Origin of the sequence: Paenibacillus sp. FSL H8-0175 (genome assembly GCF_045040615.1) — a bacterium.
Taxonomy (GTDB): domain Bacteria; phylum Bacillota; class Bacilli; order Paenibacillales; family Paenibacillaceae; genus Paenibacillus_AQ; species Paenibacillus_AQ odorifer.
In genome coordinates this window covers 1-24,462 of sequence record NZ_CP150299.1, presented here as the reverse complement: position 1 = coordinate 24,462, position 24,462 = coordinate 1, and the positions used below count along the sequence as shown (strand labels likewise).

Genomic DNA, 24,462 nt, shown 5'->3' with positions numbered 1-24,462 from the left:
ATGTGTACTTCTTGGCCGGACTTAGAATATATCATGTATGGAGATGCATTGCAAGAGTTTTTTTATATATAATCAAAAGCATAAAACATCATCTATGTATTATCGTATTATAATAACTACCTCCCCTTATCATCTAATTATCTAGAAAGTAAAAAAACAACTGCAGAAGATAACAGTTGTTTTTTAGAAGAAGCTTAGACGATTCTAGATTAATTCCGCTTCCTTCGCTCCAGTAATTACGGCAATGATATTGCTTCGAAGTGCCTCCGCATTGTGCGCTTCATATGGATCCACTTTGAAAACAACAGCATCTGCAATAAAACCTTCTGCAATTTGTCCCAGCTCGTTACCGCTCCCCAGAATATCTGCAGCACTTTTAGTCGCAGCCTGCCACGCTTCTCTCCGAGTTAAGCCATAATCAATCAATGTATCCAGTTCTTGAAGGTTATAGCCATGTAGTGCAGGTGTGGCATAATCTGTACCGAATCCAATACGAACGCCTTCTCTTTTTGCATAATGAATGGCCTTGGAATGACATTCGGCAGCGCGGGCAGCTCGGTCGCAAATGATCGGGTTCAACGCTAGAACGCCTTTTGGGTCTGCAGCAATACGATAAATTGATGTGGTGGGTACAAACGCTACCCTCGAGTTAGCAAGTCTTCCTGCCTGATCCTCAGTTAGAAACATCCCATGCTCTATTGATTCCACGCCGGCCTGGATGGACCAGTCTATCGTCACTCCGCCCCAGGTATGAACCAGTACCTTCTTATCATGGGCATGTGCATTACGAACAATGAACGAGAACTCTTCTTCGGAAAAGATCGGGTCAACAACTTTCTCGGTAGGTGCTCCAAGCCCGCCTGTGGCCATGATTTTTATCCAACCCGCTCCTGTAGCAAAGATTTCCGCCATGCGTTGTTCTAAATGCTTGAGACCACGGGCATCTGCTGCTCCAATCATATCGCTACTGGTCTGCACTCTTAATGGATGCTGATATTGCTGAACAAGATGCTGCACTGTGCTCGGCAGAATCCCACCTGCATCACGGGCAGTCGTTACACCCGTTCTAAGAGTAGCTTCAAAAGCTTGTGCCTGCATAATTTCGATCTGGTTGGCATCGCGCTTCAATTGATCAGAGTGATCAAAATCTGTCCAAGCTAAATGCGTATGTAGATCAATAATACCCGGACTTAGCCACAGATCTGTTCCTGCAAGATTTGACTCTACTTGATGCGGCTCCGCTTCAGTAATGGATGAAAAACGACCATCCTTTATCACGACATCAAAACGTCTGCCTTCGATGCCTGCTATAAAAATATCATTGAACGTCTGCAGCTCTGGATGCTTATGAATCATCTTCATTCCCCCCATGCCAGCCGAACAGCTGCTAATGCCTGAACAGGGTCTTGTTTCAACAGTTCGGCAAGCGTGGATATAGCCTTCTCCACACTTTGCCGCTCAGCATTCGTTCCAAAATGGTTGATCCGTAGAAGATGGCCAAATAATTCTCCGTCTCCGGGAGCCACAATGCCTATAGGCTGCTCAATCCGCAACTCTTGCTTTCCAGAAATCCGCACCGTTGTAGTCAGCGTAGAATAATGTCTGCTGTCCTTTTGCCAAGGCTCAAGCCCCAAGGATTTAATACCAGCTACAGCAGCTGCTGCGGCTCGCTCATGGCGTTTGATTACTTGATCCAATCCTTCTTCTTCAATTCGTGTCAAAGCTTGAGTCAAGGCTCTAGCCTCCAGCGTAGGAATGTTTGGGGCAACCCGCAATGGCGCGGCGTCTCCAAGTGATGGTTTCAGATCCAGCAAGGATAAGATAGAATTGCGTGGAGCATTTTCATTCGACTCAAGAAATTCCCAGCCACGTGGAGAAATACTTACGGCACTAACACCGTTGGGTCCAGCTAAGGCTTTTTGCGCACCTATAACTGCAAAATCAACGGACCATTCATCCACCAGCAGGGCCTCCCCCCCAACCGCAGATACGGAGTCCGACACAGTAATTAGATTGAATTCTTTTGCAATTTCAAATATTTCTTTAGCAGGATTAGAGCCTCCAGTAACCACTTCAGCTTGAACAAAAGAAAGGGCACAAGGTTTAAACTCCTTAATCGCAGAAGCAACTTGGTCGCTAGTGACCACTTCATCAAAAGGAACCTTTACTTCAACAACCGTTGCTCCACCCCGCTCAAGCCATTTTCCAAATAAACTTCCATAAGGACCTGTTACTATATTTACAATGGTTCGACCGGGTGCAGCTATTCCGGCGGCTACCGCCTCGATTCCAAGGATTGCCTCAGCCGGAATAATAACTGGAGGGTGCTCAGTAAACAAGACTTTGGAAATTAAATGTGTTAGCTTATTGTACTCAGCCAGTGAAAGTGGCACGTATCCTTTATGTTCTCGGTTCATAAAAAAACCTCCTGATGTACTTTATTTTGGCATTTTCGGAACCGCCGACAACAGCTCATAACTGTATTCATGTTTAGGACGGATGAAGAATTGGTCCCGCGGACTCTGCTCCACGAGCCTTCCTTGCCGCATAACTGCTACCGTATCGCTAATTGCATTGATTACTCCTAGATCATGAGAAATAAAAAGCATGGTGAGATTAAGCTCAGCCTTCAGCGTATTGAACAGTTCGAGCACACTAAGCTGCACAGATACATCCAACGCACTTGTAGGTTCATCCGCGATCAGGATGTTTGGCTCAACACTTAATGCACGAGCGATCGCTATCCGTTGACGCTGGCCGCCGGAAAATTCATGCGGGAATTTGTCTAACGCCTTTTGTTCTAAATGAACTTGATTCAAAAGCTCTTTGCATCTTTGTTCAACATCTGTACGCCCCACTATTTTATGAAACAATAAGGGCTCGGAAAGAATTTGCCTAATCGAATGTTTAGGATTTAGCGAAGCATCTGGATTTTGGAAAATCATCTGGATTGTTTTGTGCTGCTCACGGCTTCTTTTCTTTTTTAATTCTTGGGTTCCCAACAGAATCTGTCCCTCATTTGGGGCAATCAGTCCAGCAATTACTCGCGCCAGCGTAGATTTCCCTGATCCAGATTCTCCAACAAGCCCAAGGGTGGTGTGCTGCTCAAGATTCAGATTGATATGATCCAGTGCAGTAAAGCCGCCATAATGAACAGTTAAATCTTTTATTTGTAAGGCTAATTCCATGAGTCTCTACTCCCTTCAAGCTCTGGCAAAGGAAGCACCGAATCAATCAGCATCTGTGTGTAAGGGTCTTTCGGATTTCGTAAAATATCAAGGGTATTGCCCTGCTCAACAATCTGTCCCTGTTTCATTACACATAGCCGTGAACACAAGTTTGCTGCAATCGCTAGGTTATGCGTAACAAATACCATGGCAAAACTGAGCTCATGCTGGAGGCTCGTGATCGTCTCAATAATTTGCCGTTGAACCGTGACGTCCAGTGCCGTTGTCGGCTCATCACAGAGAAGTATGCCTGGCTTGCACGCCAGTGCCAGAGCGATGACTACCCGTTGACACTGACCGCCTGACAGCTGACTCGGATACCGGTCCTTTTTCTTCAATGAATCGGGGAGACCAAGCCTTTCGAGCAGTTCCAGTGCAATTACCCGCGAAGTCTTACGGCTTACTTTCTGTCTGTAATACACAACTTCAGCCAGTTGTTTGACAACCGTACAGAGCGGATCAAGCGCACCTCTTGGATCTTGAAATACCATCGCACTGCTTACGTCACTTTTAATGGTGCCACCAGTCTGTTCAACACCATTTGGAAGCAAGCCTAAAATTGCACGCAGCGTAAGCGATTTTCCTGATCCCGATTCACCTACTAATCCCAGACTCTCCCCTCTACCCAGCGAAAAACTAACATTATTGACCAATCTCTCATTTGACTTAGCTGCCAGCGATAGCGCCTCTATTTCTAAAATGGGTTGTATAGACATTATTTTTTCCTCCATATGTCTGCCAAACCATCACCTAGGAGCGACAAAGCTATCCCCGTATACACCACTGCAAATCCCGGAACGGCCGAGAGCCACCAAGCTGTAGTGATGAAGGGCTGTCCATCTGAAATCATTGTCCCCCAGTCAGGAGTTGGCGGTGTAATGCCGATACCAAGATACCCGAGTGTAACAATGGCAACAAGCAATCCAATCATATCTGTCATAAGGACGACCACGGCTTGCGGAAGTACATTCGGCAGGAGATGACGCAAAATAATTTTCACTCCTGGTAGCCCTAAGGTTTGAGCGGACGCCACCCATTCCTGATTACGAAAAGAAGCACTAAGACCTCTGACGACACGGGCAAAGACAATCCATCCTACAAAGATAAAAGTAATATAAATGCCTCGTTCTCCTGCTCCACTTGCAAAAGCCACGATAATAACGATCAGATAAAAAGGAAAGGCGATGAATGTATCTGACAACAGCGTAATAACTGTATCGATCCATTTGCCGTAATATCCTGCCAGCATTCCTAGAAATACACCTGTGCAAAAGGGAATGATTTCTGCCAAGACCATGATTTTCAAATCAGTCCTCGCTGCATAAACCAGTCTGGTAAACAGATCACGCCCTAATTGATCAGTTCCCAACCAATGTTCGGCTGACGGAGGCTGTAAAAAGGCACTCAAATTTTGCTCAGAGGGGTCATAAGGACTTATATAAGGTATAAACACAGTCAAGAGAATAAGAGCTGCAAACATAATAATTCCCACTAGAAGTGATGGGGTATTCCATATTCGCTTTAAGCCGCTTGTTATCTTACCGTCTTCATACAATCGCGAGTCTAGTCTTATAGTTTTCATTGTTTTCCTTTCGTTCTGGGATCAAGCCACCAGGAAATGATTTCAATCAAGAGACTGATGATCACAACAGATAGCGCACAGTAAAGTGCTATTCCTTGAATAACCGGAAAGTCCCGTTTCGAAATTGAGGTGAACAATAAGCTGCCAATTCCCTTAATTCCAAATACCTGCTCAACGACCAAGGTGCCTCCGATTAAATAAGAAATATTCACACCCAGCAGCATTAACGTAGGAAGAGCAGAGTTGCGCAGCACATGTTTAAATAAAATAACCCTGTTTGGTATGCCCGCAGCCTTAAGGGTGACTACAAAATCCGATTCTAACACTTCAAGCATCTGCGCTCTTAATGAACGAACAAGCGTAGGAACCTGTGAAAAAGCAACAGTGACTGCTGGAAGTGCAAGACTATGCAAGGTTCCGACCCACCCTTCACTTACTCCCCCAACAGGGAACCAGCCAAGCCGGACACTAAAGAGCAAAATTAAAAGTAAGCCAACCCAGAAGATTGGCATACCTAGAGTAATTGTAGGAAAAATACGTATCAAATGGTCCAGCAGTTTATCCTTATGCGTAGCGGCTACCGTAGCGAGCAGAAGGGATACAAAAATCGCCAACACACAAGCCATCACGATGAGCAGCAAAGTAACAGGGGCCCGTTGTGTAATCAACTCTCTTGTTGATGTCCCCATAATAATGGAGTTTCCAGTATCTCCTTGAGTAAACAGCGTCTTCACAAATCGGATGAATTGCTCCCATAAAGGGAGGTCCAGCCCAAGAGTATGATGCATACTCTTGAGCGCCTCAGGGGTGCTGTATTCTCCCAAAATCATTTTTGCTGGATCTCCCGGCACGATTCGTATGATGAAAAAGACTGCTATCATTACGCAGAAGATCACTGCCAATGCTTTTATAAGAGATATCACAAGCCAGTTGTAAGAACCCTTGCTTCCTTTCGGTTGATTTAACACCTGCTTAAGATTCATCATTGGCTGATGCGGACATCTTCGAAACGGGCACTGCCGTTCGGTAGAACAACGAGACCGTCAACTGAAGAACGAATACCTTTTAAAACATCTGGATAGTAAAGAGGAATATAAGGAACTTCATCAGCAAGGGTCTGCAGCAGCTTAGTATAGATTTGTGCACGTTCATCGCCATCCGCAGTTTTTTGTCCCTCATATAGAAGCTTCGTTACTTCATCATTTGTATAATGCGTCCAATATGATTTGCTGAAGCCTTCCGGATCGGTCTGGAAAGCAATAATTGAGTTCGCTTCAGGGGAATCCGCTTGGCCACTGTTCAGCATTGCCGCAAAATCATATGCGAAGAAACGTTCACGGAAAGTGGCAAGTTCAATCGATTCAATCTCAATCTTAATCCCGATCGTTTGGCCCGCTGCCTGAATAATTTGTGCCTCTTGAGCTCTTGTGCTATTACCGGATGCTACAAGTAATTTGGTAGTGAAGCCATTAGGGAAGGAAGATTTTGCAAGCTCCTCCTTGGCTGCTTCGATATTAAAGTTCAGTGCTTTGATTGTATCATTTGCGTTATAAGGAATCGTTGTTGGCAGCAATGAGTTTGCTGTTTGTGCATAACCAAAGGTTAGCGCCTTGGTCAAGCCCTCACGATCAAGCGCCAGCGCCAGAGCGCGACGGACATGCACATCAGAAAAATGTTCATCCAACGTATTAAAGAACAATTGCTCTGTCACCCAACTACCGTTAGTAACTACTTTAGTGTCAGCCCCGTCTTTAATCTCATTGGCATTTTGCAGAGCCAAAGATTCAATAGCATTAACTTCTCCAGCCTTCAGCTGGTTAATCGCTTGGCTGTCATCTTCAATCAGCTTATAAACGAGCTTATCAATATAGGGTTTACCTTCTTGCCAGTAGAATGTATTCTTAGTGAAGGTCAGATCACCAGCAGTGTCCCATGTTTCAACAACAAAAGGTCCCGTACCGATTGGTTTCTTGAAGAATTCCTCTTCGGATACTCCCCCGAAATTGTTAGGAAGGATACCATTTGAGAAATTAGATAGCTCCGAGATAAATGGTGTATAAGGCTCTTTAAGTGTAATAACAAGCGTTTTGTTATCTTGCGCTTTGATTGTGTCGACCTTTGCGGATATTGCAAGCGGGCCGCCTACCTTCAAGTGCCGCTCAAGAGAGAATACAGCATCTTCTGCGGTCACATCCGTACCATTGGAAAACTTCAACCCATCACGAAGCTCGAATGTATACGTCAGACCATCTTCACTGATATTATGTGACTTAGCAAGCCAATCTACAATTTCACCTTTGCTGTCAAAAGCGACTAATGATTCAAAGACTTTGTCGATTGCAAAAGCATTGTTGGACGTAATCTGATTATGCAAATCCAGCGAAGTTACAGAAGCAGGTCGTCCATAGACGAAAGTCCCTCCCGTTGCAGGTTCTGCAGTTTGAGGACTTTGAGTTGCCGGACTCGCACTTTCCTGTGCCTCTTTATTTGAATCAGCCTTATTATTAGACCCCGAGCACCCTGCAATTAACATCAATAGCAAAACTGCTATTGCCCCCAACAGAATTGGTTTCTTAATAGATACACTAAAGTACGACATAATTCGCTCCCCCTATAATTCTTATATGTTTAGTATGAATTGTATTATGGGTTAAACACTCTAGTCTGTCAAACATAATTTAATTTGCAACAATCCTTAAGTAAATATACATAACAAAAAGACCACTGTCGATTACTCAACAGTGGTCTTGCGTGCTTGGCAACGTCCTACTCTCCCAGGACCCTTCGGTCCAAGTACCATCGGCGCTGGAGGGCTTAACGGTCGTGTTCGGGATGGGTACGCGTGGAACCCCTCCGCTATCGCCACCAAACATGCGTCTGTGAAACAGACGCTGCCGCGTGAAATTCAGTTCATCACAGAAGTGACAATGAATTTCTAAGCGTGTTACAGGCTTGATGCCTGAAAACTGAATCCGAAACGAATCTGCATTCTACGTATAGGATAAGCCCTCGACCGATTAGTATTGGTCAGCTCCATGCATTGCTGCACTTCCACCTCCAACCTATCTACCTCGTCGTCTTCAAGGGGTCTTACTAATTGGGAAATCTCATCTTGAGGGGGGCTTCACGCTTAGATGCTTTCAGCGCTTATCCCGTCCGTACGTAGCTACCCAGCCATGCTCCTGGCGGAACAACTGGTGCACCAGCGGTACGTCCATCCCGGTCCTCTCGTACTAAGGACAGCTCCTCTCAAATTTCCTGCGCCCACGACAGATAGGGACCGAACTGTCTCACGACGTTCTGAACCCAGCTCGCGTACCGCTTTAATGGGCGAACAGCCCAACCCTTGGGACCTACTTCAGCCCCAGGATGCGATGAGCCGACATCGAGGTGCCAAACCTCCCCGTCGATGTGGACTCTTGGGGGAGATAAGCCTGTTATCCCCAGGGTAGCTTTTATCCGTTGAGCGATGGCCCTTCCATGCGGTACCACCGGATCACTAAGTCCGACTTTCGTCCCTGCTCGACTTGTAGGTCTCGCAGTCAAGCTCCCTTATGCCTTTGCACTCTGCGAATGATTTCCAACCATTCTGAGGGAACCTTGGAACGCCTCCGTTACTCTTTAGGAGGCGACCGCCCCAGTCAAACTGCCCGCCTGACACGGTCCCCGTACCCGGTAAGGGTACTAGGTTAGAACCTAGATACGATCAGGGTGGTATCCCAACGGCGCCTCCACCGAAGCTTGCGCTCCGATTTCTACGGCTCCCACCTATCCTGTACAGATCGTACCCAAATTCAATATCAAGCTGCAGTAAAGCTCCATGGGGTCTTTCCGTCTTGTCGCGGGTAACCTGCATCTTCACAGGTATTAAAATTTCACCGGATCTCTCGTTGAGACAGCGCCCAAGTCGTTACGCCATTCGTGCGGGTCAGAATTTACCTGACAAGGAATTTCGCTACCTTAGGACCGTTATAGTTACGGCCGCCGTTTACTGGGGCTTCGGTTCATAGCTTCGGGTTACCCCTAACCACTCCCCTTAACCTTCCAGCACCGGGCAGGCGTCAGCCCGTATACTTCGCCTTGCGGCTTCGCACAGACCTGTGTTTTTGCTAAACAGTCGCTTGGGCCTTTTCACTGCGGCCCCCTCGTGCTATTCACACTACCGGGGCACCCCTTCTCCCGAAGTTACGGGGTCATTTTGCCGAGTTCCTTAACGAGAGTTCTTCCGCGCGCCTTAGAATTCTCTTCTCGCCTACCTGTGTCGGTTTGCGGTACGGGCACCTTCTCCTGGCTAGAGGCTTTTCTTGGCAGTGTGAGATCATGACCTTCGCTACTATAATTTTCGCTCCCCATCACAGCCCAGCCTTAATGATGTGCGGATTTGCCTACACATCAGCCTCACTGCTTAGACGGACATCCATCAGTCCGCGTCACTACCCTCCTGCGTCACCCCATCGCTCATAGCGGATTACGGTGGTACAGTAATTTCAAACTGTTGTCCTTCGACTACGCCTTTCGGCCTCGCCTTAGGTCCCGACTTACCCTGAGCGGACGAGCCTTCCTCAGGAAACCTTGGGCTTTCGGCGGATCAGATTCTCACTGATCTTTTCGTTACTCATACCGGCATTCTCACTTGTGTAGTGTCCAGCGCTCTTTTCAGTACACCTTCAACCCCTACACAACGCTCCCCTACCCCAGATACATACGTATCTAGCCATAGCTTCGGTGGTGTGTTTAGCCCCGTTACATTTTCGGCGCAGAGTCACTCGACCAGTGAGCTATTACGCACTCTTTCAATGGTGGCTGCTTCTAAGCCAACATCCTGGTTGTCTGTGCAACTCCACATCCTTTCCCACTTAACACACACTTGGGGACCTTAGCTGATGGTCTGGGCTGTTTCCCTTTTGACAATGGATCTTAGCACTCACTGTCTGACTCCCGGCAATAAGTATATGGCATTCGGAGTTTGACTGAGCTTGGTAATCCTTGCGGACCCCGCACCCAATCAGTGCTCTACCTCCACTACTCTTATACCGAGGCTAGCCCTAAAGCTATTTCGGGGAGAACCAGCTATCTCCGAGTTCGATTGGAATTTCTCCGCTACCCCCACCTCATCCCCGCACTTTTCAACGTACGTGGGTTCGGGCCTCCAGTGCGTGTTACCGCACCTTCACCCTGGACAGGGGTAGATCACACGGTTTCGGGTCTACGTCCACATACTAAATCGCCCTATTCAGACTCGCTTTCGCTGCGGCTCCACCTTCTCGGCTTAACCTTGCATGTTAAACGTAACTCGCCGGTTCATTCTACAAAAGGCACGCCATCACCCATTAATAGGGCTCTGACTTTTTGTAAGCACACGGTTTCAGGTTCTATTTCACTCCCCTTCCGGGGTGCTTTTCACCTTTCCCTCACGGTACTGTTTCACTATCGGTCGCCAGGTAGTATTTAGCCTTAGCAGATGGTCCTGCTGGATTCATACGGGGTTTCACGTGCCCCGCACTACTCGGGATCCGTCTCGGAGAGAATACAGTTTAGGTTACAGGGCTTTTACCTCTATCGCGGGCCTTTCCAGACCTCTTCGCCTACCATATTCCTTTGTAACTCCATGTGAGACGTCCCACAACCCCTAAGAGCAAGCTCTTAGGTTTAGGCTGTTCCGCGTTCGCTCGCCGCTACTGACGGAATCACTATTGTTTTCTCTTCCTCAGGGTACTTAGATGTTTCAGTTCCCCTGGTCTGCCTCTACATTTCCTATGTATTCAGAAATGAGTAACTGCGAATTACCACAGCTGGGTTTCCCCATTCGGACACCCCCGGATCAAAGCTTGCTTACAGCTCCCCGAGGCAGTTTCGTTGTTCGCCACGTCCTTCGTCGGCTCCTGGCGCCTAGGCATCCTCCGTGTGCTCTTATTAGCTTAACCTTGATTCTTCCGAAGAAAAATCTCACTAATAACATTTACTTGTTTACACAAGTTGCTAAAAGATGTTCTAAAACGCAAATTCGTTTCGGTATCCAGTTTTCAAGGATCAAGTCTTACTTGAGAGCTTAAACTCTCAAAACTGAGCAACGAGTGAGTAACAGGCCTAAACCTGAGTTTTGGAAGCTTAGCTTCCGATTTGAATGTTCTCATTGCAGAGAACGATTCTCCATAGAAAGGAGGTGATCCAGCCGCACCTTCCGATACGGCTACCTTGTTACGACTTCACCCCAATCATCTACCCCACCTTCGGCGGCTGGCTCCCTTGCGGGTTACCCCACCGACTTCGGGTGTTGTAAACTCTCGTGGTGTGACGGGCGGTGTGTACAAGACCCGGGAACGTATTCACCGCGGCATGCTGATCCGCGATTACTAGCAATTCCGACTTCATGCAGGCGAGTTGCAGCCTGCAATCCGAACTGAGACCGGCTTTGATGGGATTGGCTCCACCTCGCGGCTTCGCTTCCCGTTGTACCGGCCATTGTAGTACGTGTGTAGCCCAGGTCATAAGGGGCATGATGATTTGACGTCATCCCCACCTTCCTCCGGTTTGTCACCGGCAGTCACTCTAGAGTGCCCAACATTACTTGCTGGCAACTAAAGTTAAGGGTTGCGCTCGTTGCGGGACTTAACCCAACATCTCACGACACGAGCTGACGACAACCATGCACCACCTGTCTCCTCTGTCCCGAAGGCCGCTGCTATCTCTAGCAGATTCAGAGGGATGTCAAGACCTGGTAAGGTTCTTCGCGTTGCTTCGAATTAAACCACATACTCCACTGCTTGTGCGGGTCCCCGTCAATTCCTTTGAGTTTCAGTCTTGCGACCGTACTCCCCAGGCGGAGTGCTTACTGTGTTAACTTCGGCACCAAGGGTATCGAAACCCCTAACACCTAGCACTCATCGTTTACGGCGTGGACTACCAGGGTATCTAATCCTGTTTGCTCCCCACGCTTTCGCGCCTCAGCGTCAGTTACAGCCCAGAAAGTCGCCTTCGCCACTGGTGTTCCTCCACATATCTACGCATTTCACCGCTACACGTGGAATTCCACTTTCCTCTTCTGTACTCAAGCCACCCAGTTTCCAGTGCGACCTCAGGTTGAGCCCAAGGTTTAAACACCAGACTTAAATAGCCGCCTGCGCGCGCTTTACGCCCAATAATTCCGGACAACGCTTGCCCCCTACGTATTACCGCGGCTGCTGGCACGTAGTTAGCCGGGGCTTTCTTCTCAGGTACCGTCACTCCGGTAGCAGTTACTCTACCGGACGTTCTTCCCTGGCAACAGAGCTTTACGATCCGAAAACCTTCATCACTCACGCGGCGTTGCTCCGTCAGGCTTTCGCCCATTGCGGAAGATTCCCTACTGCTGCCTCCCGTAGGAGTCTGGGCCGTGTCTCAGTCCCAGTGTGGCCGTTCACCCTCTCAGGTCGGCTACGCATCGTCGCCTTGGTGGGCCGTTACCCCACCAACTAGCTAATGCGCCGCAGGCCCATCCCTCAGTGACAGATTGCTCCGTCTTTCATTCTTCTCTCAGGAGAAAAAAGAAATTATCCGGTATTAGCTACCGTTTCCGGTAGTTATCCCAGTCTGAAGGGCAGGTTGCCTACGTGTTACTCACCCGTCCGCCGCTAAGTTATTTTGAAAGCAAGCTTTCAAAATAACTCCGCTCGACTTGCATGTATTAGGCACGCCGCCAGCGTTCGTCCTGAGCCAGGATCAAACTCTCCAATTAGTATTGAAAAGAGCGATATGCTCATTTTGAAACATCTGACGAGAAAATTAATTCTCTAATTTGGATTTCACTTACGTGATTTCCTACTCACTCGTTGTTCAGTTTTCAAAGATCAAGTTCTCGTTGGCGCCGTTTAATGTCTCAGCAGCAACTCTTATACTATATCATGTTCGGCTATTTAATGTCAAGCTCTTTTTTTAACTTCTTTTTCGAGCTCGGCATGTGTACTTCTTGGCCGGACTTAGAATATATCATGTATGGAGATGCATTGCAAGTCTTTTTTTGAAATATAATAGATAAATGAGAGACTGTGCTGCCATAAGCCTCAATACTGCGATATATAATGGCTAGCACAGCCTTATTCCCTTGTACCTACGCCCTAAGCAATGATCTCTTGAATATACAATTCACGTTCCAACATCAAGTTAACTATTGTTTCCTCTATTTTAACCATCGGACGTGTAGGGTTTGCGCGATCAGTGAAGATAATCTCCCCATGACGGCCATCACTTAATTTGATTCTAGTGCCATTAAAGAGATCAGTACTCTTCTGTATAAACGTCTGCACAATCACTGGGTCAAGCTTACCGAAGCTTTCTGTCAGAATCTGCTCTAGTACCAAATAAGGAGACTGTGCTCTTCTGTAGGCTCTTTCTAAGGTCATAGCATGGAATATATCTGCTACTGCGACTACTTTAGCGTAGAAATGAATCTGACTGCCGTCCAGCTTCAATGGATAACCAGAGCCATCAATCTTCTCATGATGCTGCAAGGCGGCAAGTCTTACCCCTTCATTAATCGCTGTAACATTGCGTAATAATTGATAACCATATGTAGTGTGTCGGCGAACCTCTTCTATTTCACTATTGTTAAGTGACTCCGGTTTCTGTAAAAGTGAGCTGTCTACTTTTGCATTGCCGATATCATGTAATAATCCTGCAAAAGCAATCTGCATCCAATCCTTTTGTGGGTACCCACACCACTGAGCAATTTTATAGGAGGTCAACGCGGACAACACAGCATTGTGATAGTTGTAATCCTCATATTTTAAAGTGCGCGGTGTAAACTTCAAGACATGATAATCCTTCAAATAACCTATTAATGTCTCTAACTGACTGCGAAGCTCAAAAATAGGAAGTGAAGCTGCCGTTACCGATCGATAGCTGTTCTTAATAAGAGTGAGCATTTTATCGTATTCATCATGTAGAGGAGAATTAGTCTTGGCCAACATCGATTCGTTGATAATGGCTCCAGCTTTAGGGGAAGCTTGCTTAGCTGTTGTTTTGGCTCCATCCGAACTCGCCTCACCTTGGTCACCTTCGATTTCCACTTGCCCAATCAAAAAAGCCTGTAAAATATCTAGATCACGAGGGAGCAATATTTTTCCCTTAGTGAATAAAGTCCCCCCTAAAGGTGTAATTACATCCTTTATTATCTTTGAGCCTGCTTTAACTTCTCCAACCAATATATTTGGCATATACTCAGCCCCTTAATTTCTATAAGCCGTACACCCAGCATTACCTCACATTGATAAGACAGATAATTTCTGAGAAATTAGTACTTTATAGGATTCTATTGGCTAATTATAGTACGGATAAATGGAAGACACTAGTGCAGTGAAAACTATTCTTTCAAAATATTTATTTTATTTTTATAAGCATCGGTCATTCAAATAGCAACAAAAAGAGCAAGAACTTCTGTAAAAGAAGCCCTTGCTCTTTTTTGAATTCAACCTATTCTAAGTCAGTGTCTTCGTCCTCAGTCAGGATCTCAGGCTGATCAATATTGCCAGATTCCTCGACTGTATCTTGCCCATCCAGGCCTTCTTGCCCTTCCAAGCCTTCCAGACCTTCCACTTCCTCAGATTCATCCTCTTCGTTCTTGTCAGCTCTACACAGGGTAGCTACTGCGTCATCCTCACGGATGTTAATCAGCTTAACCCCTTGAGCATAACGGCCCATAGTAGAAATTCCATCCATGCTGGTACGAATCAGCGTACCGCTAGTCGTAATAATCATTAAGTCTTCATCCTTCTTAACGACCTTAAGACCCACTACAGGACCATTCTTATCGGTGAGATTAATGGTCTTGATCCCTTTACCGCCACGAGTCTGGGAACGATAATCACCGGCTGGTGTCCGTTTACCATAGCCCTTGGTAGTAACAATCAGAACCTCAAGCTCCTTATCGACACAGTCCATACCAATGACATGGTCGTTTCCGTCAAGCGTAATGCCCTTAACGCCAGTCGCGCTACGTCCCATAGAACGCACATCATTCTCTGAGAACGTGATCGACATTCCGCGAGCTGTACCGATAATGAGATTTTGCTGTCCATCAGTCAGCTTAACCTCGATTAGGGAATCTTCTTCACGAAGATTAATAGCAATAAGACCGCCTTTACGGATGTTGTTATAATCCCCAAGAGGCGTCTTCTTCACGATACCCTCGCGGGTAGCAAAGAATAAATATTTGTCGCTATCGCCATCTTCCACTTGGATTACCGCACTAATCTTCTCACCTTGTTCGATTTGAATCAGGTTGATGATTGGCGTCCCCCGGGCTGTACGGCCCAATTCTGGGATCTCATAAGCTTTAATCCGGTAAACTTTACCCTTATCGGTAAAGAACATCAGATAGTTATGAGAGTTACTCACGAAGAGATGCTCCACGAAATCCTGGTCCTTGGTGTCCATCCCCATGACTCCGCGACCTCCGCGCTTCTGACTGCGGTAGGTGCTGACAGGTAGACGTTTGATATATCCTGTATGTGTAATAGTGATAACAACCTCTTCACGTGGAATAAGGTCTTCATCCAGGATACTTTCTTCACCAACCGTAATCTCTGTCCGGCGTTCATCAGAATATCTATCGCGGATATCCTGCAGCTCGTTGCTGATGATTTCCAGTACAAGATGCTCGTTAGCCAGAATTTCACGGTACTCTGCAATTTTAACGATCAATTCGTTATATTCATTCTCGATCTTTTCCCGTTCCAGACCGGTCAGACGTTGCATCCGCATATCGAGGATAGCCTGAGCCTGCTCTAAACTGAGGCTAAAGGTGCTCATTAATCCTTCGCGGGCTATATCAGTTGTCCGTGAAGCACGGATTAACGCAATCACTTCATCCAGATGATCAAGCGCAATGCGCAGACCTTCTAAAATATGAGCGCGTGCTTCAGCTTTTTTAAGATCAAATATAGTACGACGACGAATAACTTCAATCTGGTGCTGCAAATAATGATAAAGTACATCACGCAGATTAAGAATTTTCGGCTCGTTATTTACGATGGCAAGCATGTTGATCCCAAATGTGGATTGCATAGAAGTATGTTTATATAGATTGTTTAATACTACATTTGGATTAACATCGCGTCTCATCTCAACAACTACACGCATACCGTTACGGTCAGACTCATCTCGAAGATCCGTTATACCTTCGATCCGTTTCTCACGTACTAATTCTGCGATTTTTTCAACCAATCTTGCTTTGTTAACCTGGTATGGAAGCTCATGCACAATGATGCGAGCCTTGCCGTTGTTCTCTTCGATCGTTGCCTTCGCACGCATGGTTACTGAACCACGCCCCGTACGATAAGCCTGACGAATGCCCTCACGACCCAAAATATATCCAGCCGTAGGGAAATCCGGACCTTGGATAAACTCCATCAATTCCATTGGCGTGATATCAGGATTCTTAATCATCGCCTGCACACCATCGATAACTTCACCAAGGTTATGCGGTGGAATATTAGTAGCCATACCTACAGCAATACCAGATACCCCATTTACGAGCAGATTCGGATAACGGGCTGGCAATACAACCGGCTCATTCTCTTCACCATCATAGTTGGGTGCGAAGTCAACTGTCTCTTTGTTCAAATCACGAAGCATTTCGCCTGCAATCTTGGAGAGACGGGCTTCTGTGTACCGCATCGCCGCGGCCATATCACCATCAATCGAACCAAAGTTCCCGTGACCGTCTACAAGCATATAGCGCATCGAGAAATCCTGAGCCATCCGTACCATTGTTTCATAGACAGCTGAGTCACCGTGAGGGTGGTACTTACCGATAACCTCACCGACGATTCTTGCAGATTTCTTATGAGGCTTATCCGCAGACATTCCAAGCTCCGACATCGCAAACAAAATGCGTCGGTGAACCGGCTTGAGTCCGTCCCGCACATCTGGCAAAGCTCGGCTAACAATGATGCTCATTGCGTAATCCATAAAGGATTCACGCATTTCCACGCCAATGTCCCGATCTTTGACTTGTGGGTTATTTTGTTCAGCCATGAGTTGCTGGACCTCCTTCAGTTAAAAAACCGCTACCCTTAATTATATTACTTTCACAAAAGTAGCACAATTAAACATGATAGCCTTTTATCTTCTAATATTGATTTCTTTTTGCGCTTATCAGGGTATTTGCCCTTTCCGCAAATATCTTTACTACATAGACTGTAAAGACAAGAAACACGGTTTTATTATCCTAATATCGTTCGATAAGGCATAACCCCATATCCTTATATTATACCATTGTTTAGGTAGCTTGTCCTGATTTTCAGCTGTCAAAGATTATGCTGCCACTGCATTTTTTACAACAAGGAACCCAAAGGACCTATTCCTGCACAAAACTCATAAGGAGGAAGATAATGAAGATTCAACGCGTCCCAAGCAAATGGGCTAAAACGAAAGTCATCCTTCAAAATCACTCTCTATTGCAATATGTGCCTGATACCCGTAAATTCGATGTCAATGCTCTTAAGGAGATGCTTGCGTTATATACAATGGTCTATATTAAGCCAGATCGAGGGAGTTATGGTATCGGTGTAATGAGAGCTGAGCAGCGTACTGTAACTCTTAGCACTAGCAAACAGAAAGCTGAACACGGTGCCGACCTCGATAATGTTAATAAAGAAGAGCCCGAAGAACAGATCTTGTATATTTTAAGATATGGGAAGACTGCGGAAGTGTTTTTCTCACCAGAAGAGCTGTATGAGAACTTACAGAAACGAATTCAGAATCGAACCTATTTGATTCAAAAAGGGATTGACCTTCTGCGTCATCAAGACCGCCCTTTTGATCTTCGGGTTCTTACCCAAAAGACTCCATCAGGAGTATGGGAAACAACAGGAATGCTTGGAAGAGTAGCTGCCCCTCAAAAAATCGTCACCAATTATCACAGTGGAGGCAGTATCCTTTCCGTAAGTACTCTGCTAAAAAATTATATGCCGCCCTCTGAAGTCCTAGTTACGATCAATCACTTAAAAGCTTTGGGTATACAAATCGCGACACAGCTTCAATCTGCCTATCCAGGAATCAAAGAGATTGGTCTGGATATTGCCATGGATCAACATCTGGATATGTGGCTGCTGGAAGTCAACACTCTTCCGTCCATTGCTGTATTCAAATTATTTCCTGATAAATCAATCTATCGTAAAATACATCGCTATGCCGTAGCCTATGGACGTGTAAAAGCAAGAAAATCCCCTTATTCGACCCGCAATAAACAATCCACAAGAGCCTAAAAAAAAGCTTGAAATCAAAGAACCTCCAGAGTTCTCATTCCGTTAGGAATAGAAGCCGGAGGTTGTATTAAATATTGTTCTTACACATCAAGGTATCTAACGTTCTTGGCATGCTCATGGATAAAGTCACGTCTTGGTTCAACATTGTCACCCATAAGTGTATCAAAAATACTATCTGCCAGCATCGCATCTTCAATCGTAACCTGGAGCATCATACGGGTCTCAGGGTCCATCGTTGTGTCCCAAAGTTGGGTTGCATTCATCTCTCCCAAACCTTTGTAACGTTGGACGTTAACCTTAGCATTTTCTCCAAAAGAAGCGATAATATCATCGCGTTCCTTCTCGCTGCCTGCGTAGCGGATAACCTTATTGCGCTCAATCTTAAAGAGAGGAGGCTGTGCAATATAGATATAACCCGCGTCTACTAGCTTCCGCATGTAACGATAGAAGAACGTTAATAATAGCGTTCTAATATGGGCTCCATCGACGTCGGCATCGGTCATAATAACGACTTTATGATAGCGAGCCTTCGATAAGTCAAAGTCATCGCTGATCCCTGTGCCCAAAGCCGTAATGATGGCGCGGATCTCGGCGTTAGATAAAATACGGTCAAGGCGAGCTTTCTCAACGTTTAGGATCTTACCACGCAACGGTAGAATCGCTTGGAAATGGCGATCCCGGCCTTGCTTAGCCGATCCACCCGCTGAGTCACCTTCGACGATGTATAGTTCGCTGATCGAGGCATCCTTGGATGAACAGTCGGCGAGTTTACCAGGCAGAGCACTGACTTCAAGCGCACTCTTCCGACGGGTTAACTCACGTGCCTTACGGGCAGCTTCTCGCGCGCGTGAAGCGGAGAGTGATTTCTCAAGAACGCGACGTGACACTGCTGGGTTTTCTTCCAGGAACTCTTGTAATTTCTCTCCGAACAGTGATTCTACGATACCCCGAACTTCACTATTTCCGAGCTTAGTTTTCGTTTGACCTTCGAATTGTGGATCTGGAATTTTGACAGAAATAATGGCTGTCAATCCTTCACGCACGTCATCACCAGTCAGATTCGAATTGCTATCCTTCAGTACTCCCGCTTTACGAGCATAATCGTTGATGATACGGGTCAGCGCACTTTTAAAGCCGGATTCATGCGTTCCGCCCTCATGCGTATTAATATTATTCGCAAAAGAGTAGATGTTCTCAGTATACGAATCGTTATATTGGAGAGCCACTTCAACTTGGATCATATCGCGTGAGCCTTCCACGTAGATCGGATCCTCATGTAGTGCTTCTTTTTTCTCATTCAAATATTTCACATATTCAACGATACCACCCTCGTATTTGAACACGTTGGTGACATCCGTCCGCTCATCATGAAGTGAAAGCTCGATTCCTTTGTTAAGAAAAGCCAGCTCCCGAATACGAGTAAGCAGTGTCGAATATTCAAAAACTGTGGTTTCCGTAAATATTTCAGGATCCGGATGAAAGGTTGTAGTCGTTCCTGTCTCATCTGAATCGCCAACGATTTTGATATCATACTGCGGTGCACCACGTCTATATTCCTGTTGGTAGATATGACCGTCACGTTTGACCTTAACAAGGACCTTTTCAGACAAGGCATTCACTACAGAGATACCCACACCATGCAAACCACCGGAAACTTTATATCCGCCACCGCCGAATTTACCGCCTGCATGCAGCACGGTCATTACGACTTCAAGCGTCGACTTCTTAAGCTTTACATTCTCACCTACAGGTATGCCACGTCCATTATCGATAACAGTGATCGCGTTATCCTCATGTATAATCACTTGAATCCGGTCACAATAACCTGCGAGTGCCTCATCGATACTATTATCGACGACCTCCCATACCAAGTGATGGAGACCTTTAGAACTAGTCGAACCAATATACATGCCCGGACGTTTCCGAACCGCTTCCAGCCCTTCCAGTACCTGAATCTGGCTCTCATCATATGTCGGTTGATTCATTGACATGCCTTCACCTACTTCTTTCTGATTATCTCTTTGTTACCCAATGCAAGTTATATTTCGAGCAAAATTTTGGCTCTTTTTTTAAGAGTGGAGGAGGAAATGGGGGAGTAATACACGATATTTTTAGTTACGACAATAGATTTTGCTTCCTCTTCGCCAATCCGCTCAAGCTTCTTATCCTGCTCAGAGTGAATAACGAATTGCTTAGATACCTTGGAAGATTTCTCAATCGAAATATCAAATATAGCAATTAACTCCGAAGACCTAATGATCTTCTCCCCGCCCAAATGAATATACATGATCGTCCTCCGCTCTTTTATAACTCAACTTTTCCATCATGAACATGAAATAGGCTGGCGCCCTTTAATTTATCGGCATTCAGACCCTCAATTCCGGTAGCGGTAATGAATGTCTGTACCTTGCTTTGAAAGGTTTCAATAAGCTGGGTCTGGCGGTAAGGATCAAGCTCGGATAAAACATCATCAAGAAGCAGCACAGGATATTCTCCGATTTCCTCATGGATCAGCTCGATTTCCGCCAGCTTAAGCGATAAAGCCGTGGTACGCTGCTGTCCTTGAGAACCGTAGACCTGAGCTTCCCTTCCGTTGATAAAAAAGGACAGGTCATCCCGATGGGGACCCGTCAGCGTCATGCCGCGCCTGATTTCTTGTTCTCTCGTTTGTGATAACTTTAACATAAAATTGTCTAATAAGACAGCTTCATCTTCCTCATCCCGATCGCCGAAAGAGGGGACATAGAGCAATTTCAGTTCTTCTCCGCCGTTCGTAATCCCCCGGTGAATGCTTTCAGCCCATATTTGCAGCTTCTTTATGAATTGTTTCCTTTTTTTGACGATTTTAACACCATGCTCTACAAGTTGAGCATCCCAGATTTCCAGAAGCTCTTTCCCTGCAGCCTCTTTTCCCCATAATTGCTTTAAGAGATTACCTCTTTGCAAGAGAATTTTTTGATACTGCTGTAGGTGAAATAGATAACTAGGCTGGACTTGGCCGATCTCCATATCAAGAAAACGCCGTCTGATACCAGGGGTCCCTTTTACAATCTCTAAATCTTCCGGTGCAAACATGACCACATTCAGAGATCCAACAAACTCACTAAGGCGCCGCTGCTCCAAACCATTGATCTTGGCTTTTTTACCTTTGGCAGATAGGGTGAGCTCCAGCTTGAGATCGCCATACTTGCGTTCCACCTCGGCAACGATCTGAGCTGCATCTCCGGGGGCATCGAAGGAGATAAGTTCGCGGTCCTTAGAGGTGCGGTGGCTTTTGGTCATCGCCAGGACGAACAATGCCTCCATGAGGTTTGTTTTGCCTTGGGCGTTCTGACCCAGAATCAGATTCACATCGCCCAGGCTCTCCAGACGCAGCAGCCCGTAATTCCGATAATGCTGCAGACCGATATTTTTAACAAACACGAAATGGTTCCTCCCCTAGCGTACTACTCTTTTACTCCTCCGCCTTCAACCTCAAAGGTACCGTTATCCTGCACTTCGATTTTGTCACCCGGATAAAGTTTTCTGCCGCGCCGTTCCTCTACCTCTCCGTTGACCAGTACGTGACCTTCCTGCAATAAAGCTTTGGCCATTCCACCTGTGGATACACAATCTGCGAGTTTCAGAAATTGGTCCAGCTTAATGTATCCACTGTGGATAAGTATTTTTTTCATGGTTTTTATCCTTTCAGCCACTTATCCACATGTTCATGAATGTTGGCATTAATTTGTTGTACGGTAAGGCAAAATGATATACAAGCTATTGGTTTGGTCAAGTGGTTTCAAAATGATCGGACTCATCATCCCTGTAAATGCAATAACGAGCTGTTCACTCTCTATGACCTTTAATACATCAAGCATATATTTCGAGTTAAAAGATATTTTGAGAGGTTCACCTTTGAAATCAATGACTTCAAGTTCCTCGCGAACCTTACCCAGCTCTGATGAGCTTGAAGAAATTTCAATACCGCCTTGATCAAGTGTCTGCATACGAACAATATTTGTTTTTTCTTCCCGGGACAGCAAATAAGCACGATCAATCGATTCGCTTAATTTTTTTGTATCTAAAGTTAGTTCTGTTTTGTAGGTTGTTGGAATAATTCTAGAAGTATCAGGATAAATCCCATCTAGGATCCGTGAATAAAACAGTACTTTGTCGATTTTGAAGAGAACTTGATTATCCGCAACGACAATATCAACCAGCATATTTTGGTCAGGGATAATTTTGCTGAGCTCATTAAGGGTTTTACCGGCAATAACAATATTTCCGAAATTGACATTTTCCGTGCCTTCAAGTTTAGCAGCTCTTGTTGCCAAGCGGTGACGGTCAGTCGCTGTAAACTTAAACTCATTGTCGCTCAGATTCCATAGTATACCCGTTAATATCGGAGTTGTCTCTTGGGTAGAAATAGAAAAGGCTGTTTGTTTAATCATATTTTTCAGCAAATCACCTGGTAGAGAGATCGTGTCATTCTCTTCAATGCTCGGTAACACTGGGAATTCTTCAGGGTCTAAACCTACCATCTGAATCTCAGTGGATCCGGAAGAAATGTACGTTTGGAATCCTTCTTTTACTTCCATGTGGATTTCTTTGGAGGGCAGCTTCTTAATAATCTCGACGAAAAATTTAGCGGGAAGGACAACACTTCCTGGCTGATCTATCTTCACGATGGTGTGGCTGTCATTCTCTGCTGGAATAAACGATTGAATAGAAATATCGGTATCACTTGCAGTTAATGTGACGCCTTGATGGCTAACTTCCAGTTTAATACCGGTCAAAATAGGGATTGTTGTTCTGCTGGATATAGCTTTGGATACGTGTTGAATGGATTCGTTGAGCTCATTTTTAAGAATGCTTATTTTCATGATTTCACTCCTAGCTGAAAAATTGGGAATTTCGATGGATTTGAGTCTGTTAATTACGCGTCTTTACATGATGAATTATTATAGTTATTTAATAGTATTAGTAGTAGGGGCGACGAATATGTGGATAACCCCACCAAACAGCATAAAATTAAGCCTACCCACATGTGTATAGATTGTGTATAGGCTCTTTGTTCCTCTTAGGAAGGATTTTTAATTTTCTCCGCAAGATTATTTACCACTTTGTACAACTCCTGATCGACCTTTAATGCCTGTGTAATTTTATCGTGCGCATGAATTACGGTCGTATGGTCACGTCCTCCGAAAGCCTCACCAATCTTAGGCAGCGAATAATCCGTTAGTTCACGGGATAGATACATTGCGATTTGACGTGGAAACGCTACGGCTTTGGTTCTTTTGCGTGCTTTGAAGTCTTCAAGGCGCAAATTGTAGTATTCTCCGACTTTTTGCTGAATATCAGCGATGGTGATCATCTTGGGACGACTGGAAGGAATAATATCCTTGAGCGCTTCAGCTGCCAAATGAGTGGTTACATCCTGGTTGGTAAGCGAAGAATAAGCAACTACCCGGATTAATGCACCCTCAAGCTCACGAATATTGGTGTCAATCTGGTTGGCAATATACATCATGGCCTCATTAGGGATATCAAGGTTCTCTGCCTTAGCCTTTTTGCGTAAAATCGCAATCCGGGTCTCCAGATCTGGTGGTTGAATATCCGTAATCAAGCCCCATTCGAACCGGGAACGCAGCCGTTCTTCCAGTGTGGGAATTTCCTTTGGTGGTCGGTCGCTGGAGATGATAATTTGCTTGCGTTCTTCGTGGAGCGCATTGAAAGTATGGAAAAACTCCTCCTGTGTAGACTCTTTTCCAGCGAGGAATTGAATGTCGTCGATAAGCAAAATGTCAACATTACGATACTTGTTACGGAAGCTTTCACCGCGGTTATCACGGATCGAATTGATAAATTCATTCGTGAATTTCTCAGACGAGATGTAAATTACCTTGTTATTTGGGTTATGTTCCAGGACATAGTGCCCAATTGCGTGCATCAAATGGGTTTTGCCCAGACCTACACCACCGTATAAAAACAAGGGATTGTATGCTTTGGCTGGTGCTTCGGCTACTGCCAGTGAGGCTGCATGCGCAAAGCGGTTCCCAGAGCCGATTACAAAGGTGTCAAAAGTGTACTTTGGATTGAGCAGATGCGTTTGTGCTTCTTCTCTTGATACTACGGGAGTCGGAGCGGATTGTTGAACCACAAGCTCAGGCGGCTTGCTTTCTTCAATCACGAATTTTACATCCACTTGTTTCCCTGTGACTTCGTAGACGGTTGCTCCTACCAGTTTGGTGTAACGACTTTCCAGCCATTCTACTGCAAACGTTGTAGGTGCCGAGATAATGAGAACCTGGGAGTTGAAGGTTATCGCTTTAGTAGCCTTAAACCAGGTATCAAAGCTCGGCTTGCTTAATTTGGTTTGAATAATCGATAAAATTTGCTGCCATAATTCGGAAGTATGGCTGTCCAC

The 24,462-nt window shown here is 45.6% G+C and carries 16 protein-coding genes and 3 rRNA genes; 1 reads left to right on the top strand and 18 read right to left on the bottom strand.

All coding sequences use genetic code 11. The annotated features are described in order from the left end of the window. Positions 1-204 precede the first annotated feature (204 nt). The 12 genes from MHH46_RS00095 to gyrA all read right to left on the bottom strand — a co-directional run bounded on the left by MHH46_RS00095 (position 205) and on the right by gyrA (position 16,821). The gene (locus MHH46_RS00095) at positions 205-1,356 is read right to left on the bottom strand and encodes an amidohydrolase family protein (RefSeq protein WP_076195262.1); all 1,152 of its coding nucleotides are present in this window, start codon (positions 1,354-1,356) and stop codon (positions 205-207) included. A gap of 2 nt (positions 1,357-1,358) precedes the next feature. Continuing rightward, the gene (locus MHH46_RS00090; protein WP_076195264.1) at positions 1,359-2,417 is read right to left on the bottom strand and encodes an alanine--glyoxylate aminotransferase family protein; all 1,059 of its coding nucleotides are present in this window, start codon (positions 2,415-2,417) and stop codon (positions 1,359-1,361) included. A gap of 21 nt (positions 2,418-2,438) precedes the next feature. Continuing rightward, a complete protein-coding gene (locus tag MHH46_RS00085; RefSeq protein ID WP_076195266.1) occupies positions 2,439-3,188 on the bottom strand; it encodes an ABC transporter ATP-binding protein in 750 nt (249 codons plus the stop codon). Then, positions 3,179-3,943, bottom strand: coding sequence for an ABC transporter ATP-binding protein (locus MHH46_RS00080; protein WP_076195269.1), 765 nt, complete (start codon positions 3,941-3,943; stop codon positions 3,179-3,181). The genes MHH46_RS00085 and MHH46_RS00080 overlap by 10 nt, the downstream gene beginning before the upstream one ends. After that, entirely contained in the window at positions 3,943-4,809 is an 867-nt protein-coding gene (locus MHH46_RS00075) for an ABC transporter permease (protein WP_139330225.1), read from the bottom strand. Before MHH46_RS00075 ends, MHH46_RS00080 begins: the two co-directional genes overlap by 1 nt. Beyond that, positions 4,806-5,795: an ABC transporter permease gene (locus tag MHH46_RS00070; RefSeq protein ID WP_076195271.1), complete on the bottom strand. Its 990-nt coding sequence runs from the start codon at positions 5,793-5,795 to the stop codon at positions 4,806-4,808. The genes MHH46_RS00075 and MHH46_RS00070 overlap by 4 nt, the downstream gene beginning before the upstream one ends. Next, on the bottom strand, positions 5,792-7,408 hold the full coding sequence (locus MHH46_RS00065; protein ID WP_076195273.1) for an ABC transporter substrate-binding protein: 1,617 nt from the start codon (positions 7,406-7,408) through the stop codon (positions 5,792-5,794). The genes MHH46_RS00070 and MHH46_RS00065 overlap by 4 nt, the downstream gene beginning before the upstream one ends. A 154-nt stretch (positions 7,409-7,562) precedes the next feature. Then, positions 7,563-7,679: ribosomal RNA gene (gene rrf / locus MHH46_RS00060) — 5S ribosomal RNA — on the bottom strand. A 127-nt stretch (positions 7,680-7,806) separates the two neighbouring features. Continuing rightward, positions 7,807-10,733 (bottom strand): 23S ribosomal RNA (locus MHH46_RS00055). A 232-nt stretch (positions 10,734-10,965) separates the two neighbouring features. Beyond that, positions 10,966-12,523, bottom strand: a 16S ribosomal RNA gene (locus MHH46_RS00050). The 16S, 23S and 5S rRNA genes sit together here, the layout of an rRNA operon. A 379-nt stretch (positions 12,524-12,902) precedes the next feature. Next, complete coding sequence (locus MHH46_RS00045; RefSeq protein WP_076124333.1) at positions 12,903-14,000, bottom strand: HD-GYP domain-containing protein; 1,098 nt, start codon at positions 13,998-14,000, stop codon at positions 12,903-12,905. A 256-nt stretch (positions 14,001-14,256) separates the two neighbouring features. Further along, the gene (gene gyrA / locus MHH46_RS00040) at positions 14,257-16,821 is read right to left on the bottom strand and encodes a DNA gyrase subunit A (protein WP_076191454.1); all 2,565 of its coding nucleotides are present in this window, start codon (positions 16,819-16,821) and stop codon (positions 14,257-14,259) included. A 356-nt stretch (positions 16,822-17,177) separates the two neighbouring features. Between gyrA and MHH46_RS00035 the strand changes: the two genes are divergently transcribed. Then, positions 17,178-18,053, top strand: coding sequence for a YheC/YheD family protein (locus MHH46_RS00035; protein ID WP_076181701.1), 876 nt, complete (start codon positions 17,178-17,180; stop codon positions 18,051-18,053). A gap of 80 nt (positions 18,054-18,133) precedes the next feature. Here MHH46_RS00035 and gyrB read toward each other — a convergent pair whose 3' ends face one another. From gyrB to dnaA, 6 genes are all read right to left on the bottom strand, one after another. Then, complete coding sequence (gyrB, locus tag MHH46_RS00030; RefSeq protein WP_036677726.1) at positions 18,134-20,044, bottom strand: DNA topoisomerase (ATP-hydrolyzing) subunit B; 1,911 nt, start codon at positions 20,042-20,044, stop codon at positions 18,134-18,136. A gap of 47 nt (positions 20,045-20,091) precedes the next feature. Further along, positions 20,092-20,340, bottom strand: a complete 249-nt coding sequence (gene remB, locus MHH46_RS00025; protein WP_036677731.1) for an extracellular matrix regulator RemB — start codon at positions 20,338-20,340, stop codon at positions 20,092-20,094. Between the two features lie 17 nt (positions 20,341-20,357). Beyond that, the gene (gene recF / locus MHH46_RS00020) at positions 20,358-21,476 is read right to left on the bottom strand and encodes a DNA replication/repair protein RecF (protein ID WP_036677733.1); all 1,119 of its coding nucleotides are present in this window, start codon (positions 21,474-21,476) and stop codon (positions 20,358-20,360) included. A 23-nt stretch (positions 21,477-21,499) separates the two neighbouring features. Then, positions 21,500-21,727, bottom strand: a complete 228-nt coding sequence (yaaA, locus tag MHH46_RS00015) for a S4 domain-containing protein YaaA (protein ID WP_036677736.1) — start codon at positions 21,725-21,727, stop codon at positions 21,500-21,502. A gap of 48 nt (positions 21,728-21,775) precedes the next feature. After that, entirely contained in the window at positions 21,776-22,918 is a 1,143-nt protein-coding gene (dnaN, locus tag MHH46_RS00010) for a DNA polymerase III subunit beta (RefSeq protein WP_036677739.1), read from the bottom strand. Between the two features lie 197 nt (positions 22,919-23,115). Then, on the bottom strand, positions 23,116-24,462 hold the full coding sequence (gene dnaA, locus MHH46_RS00005; protein WP_036677741.1) for a chromosomal replication initiator protein DnaA: 1,347 nt from the start codon (positions 24,460-24,462) through the stop codon (positions 23,116-23,118).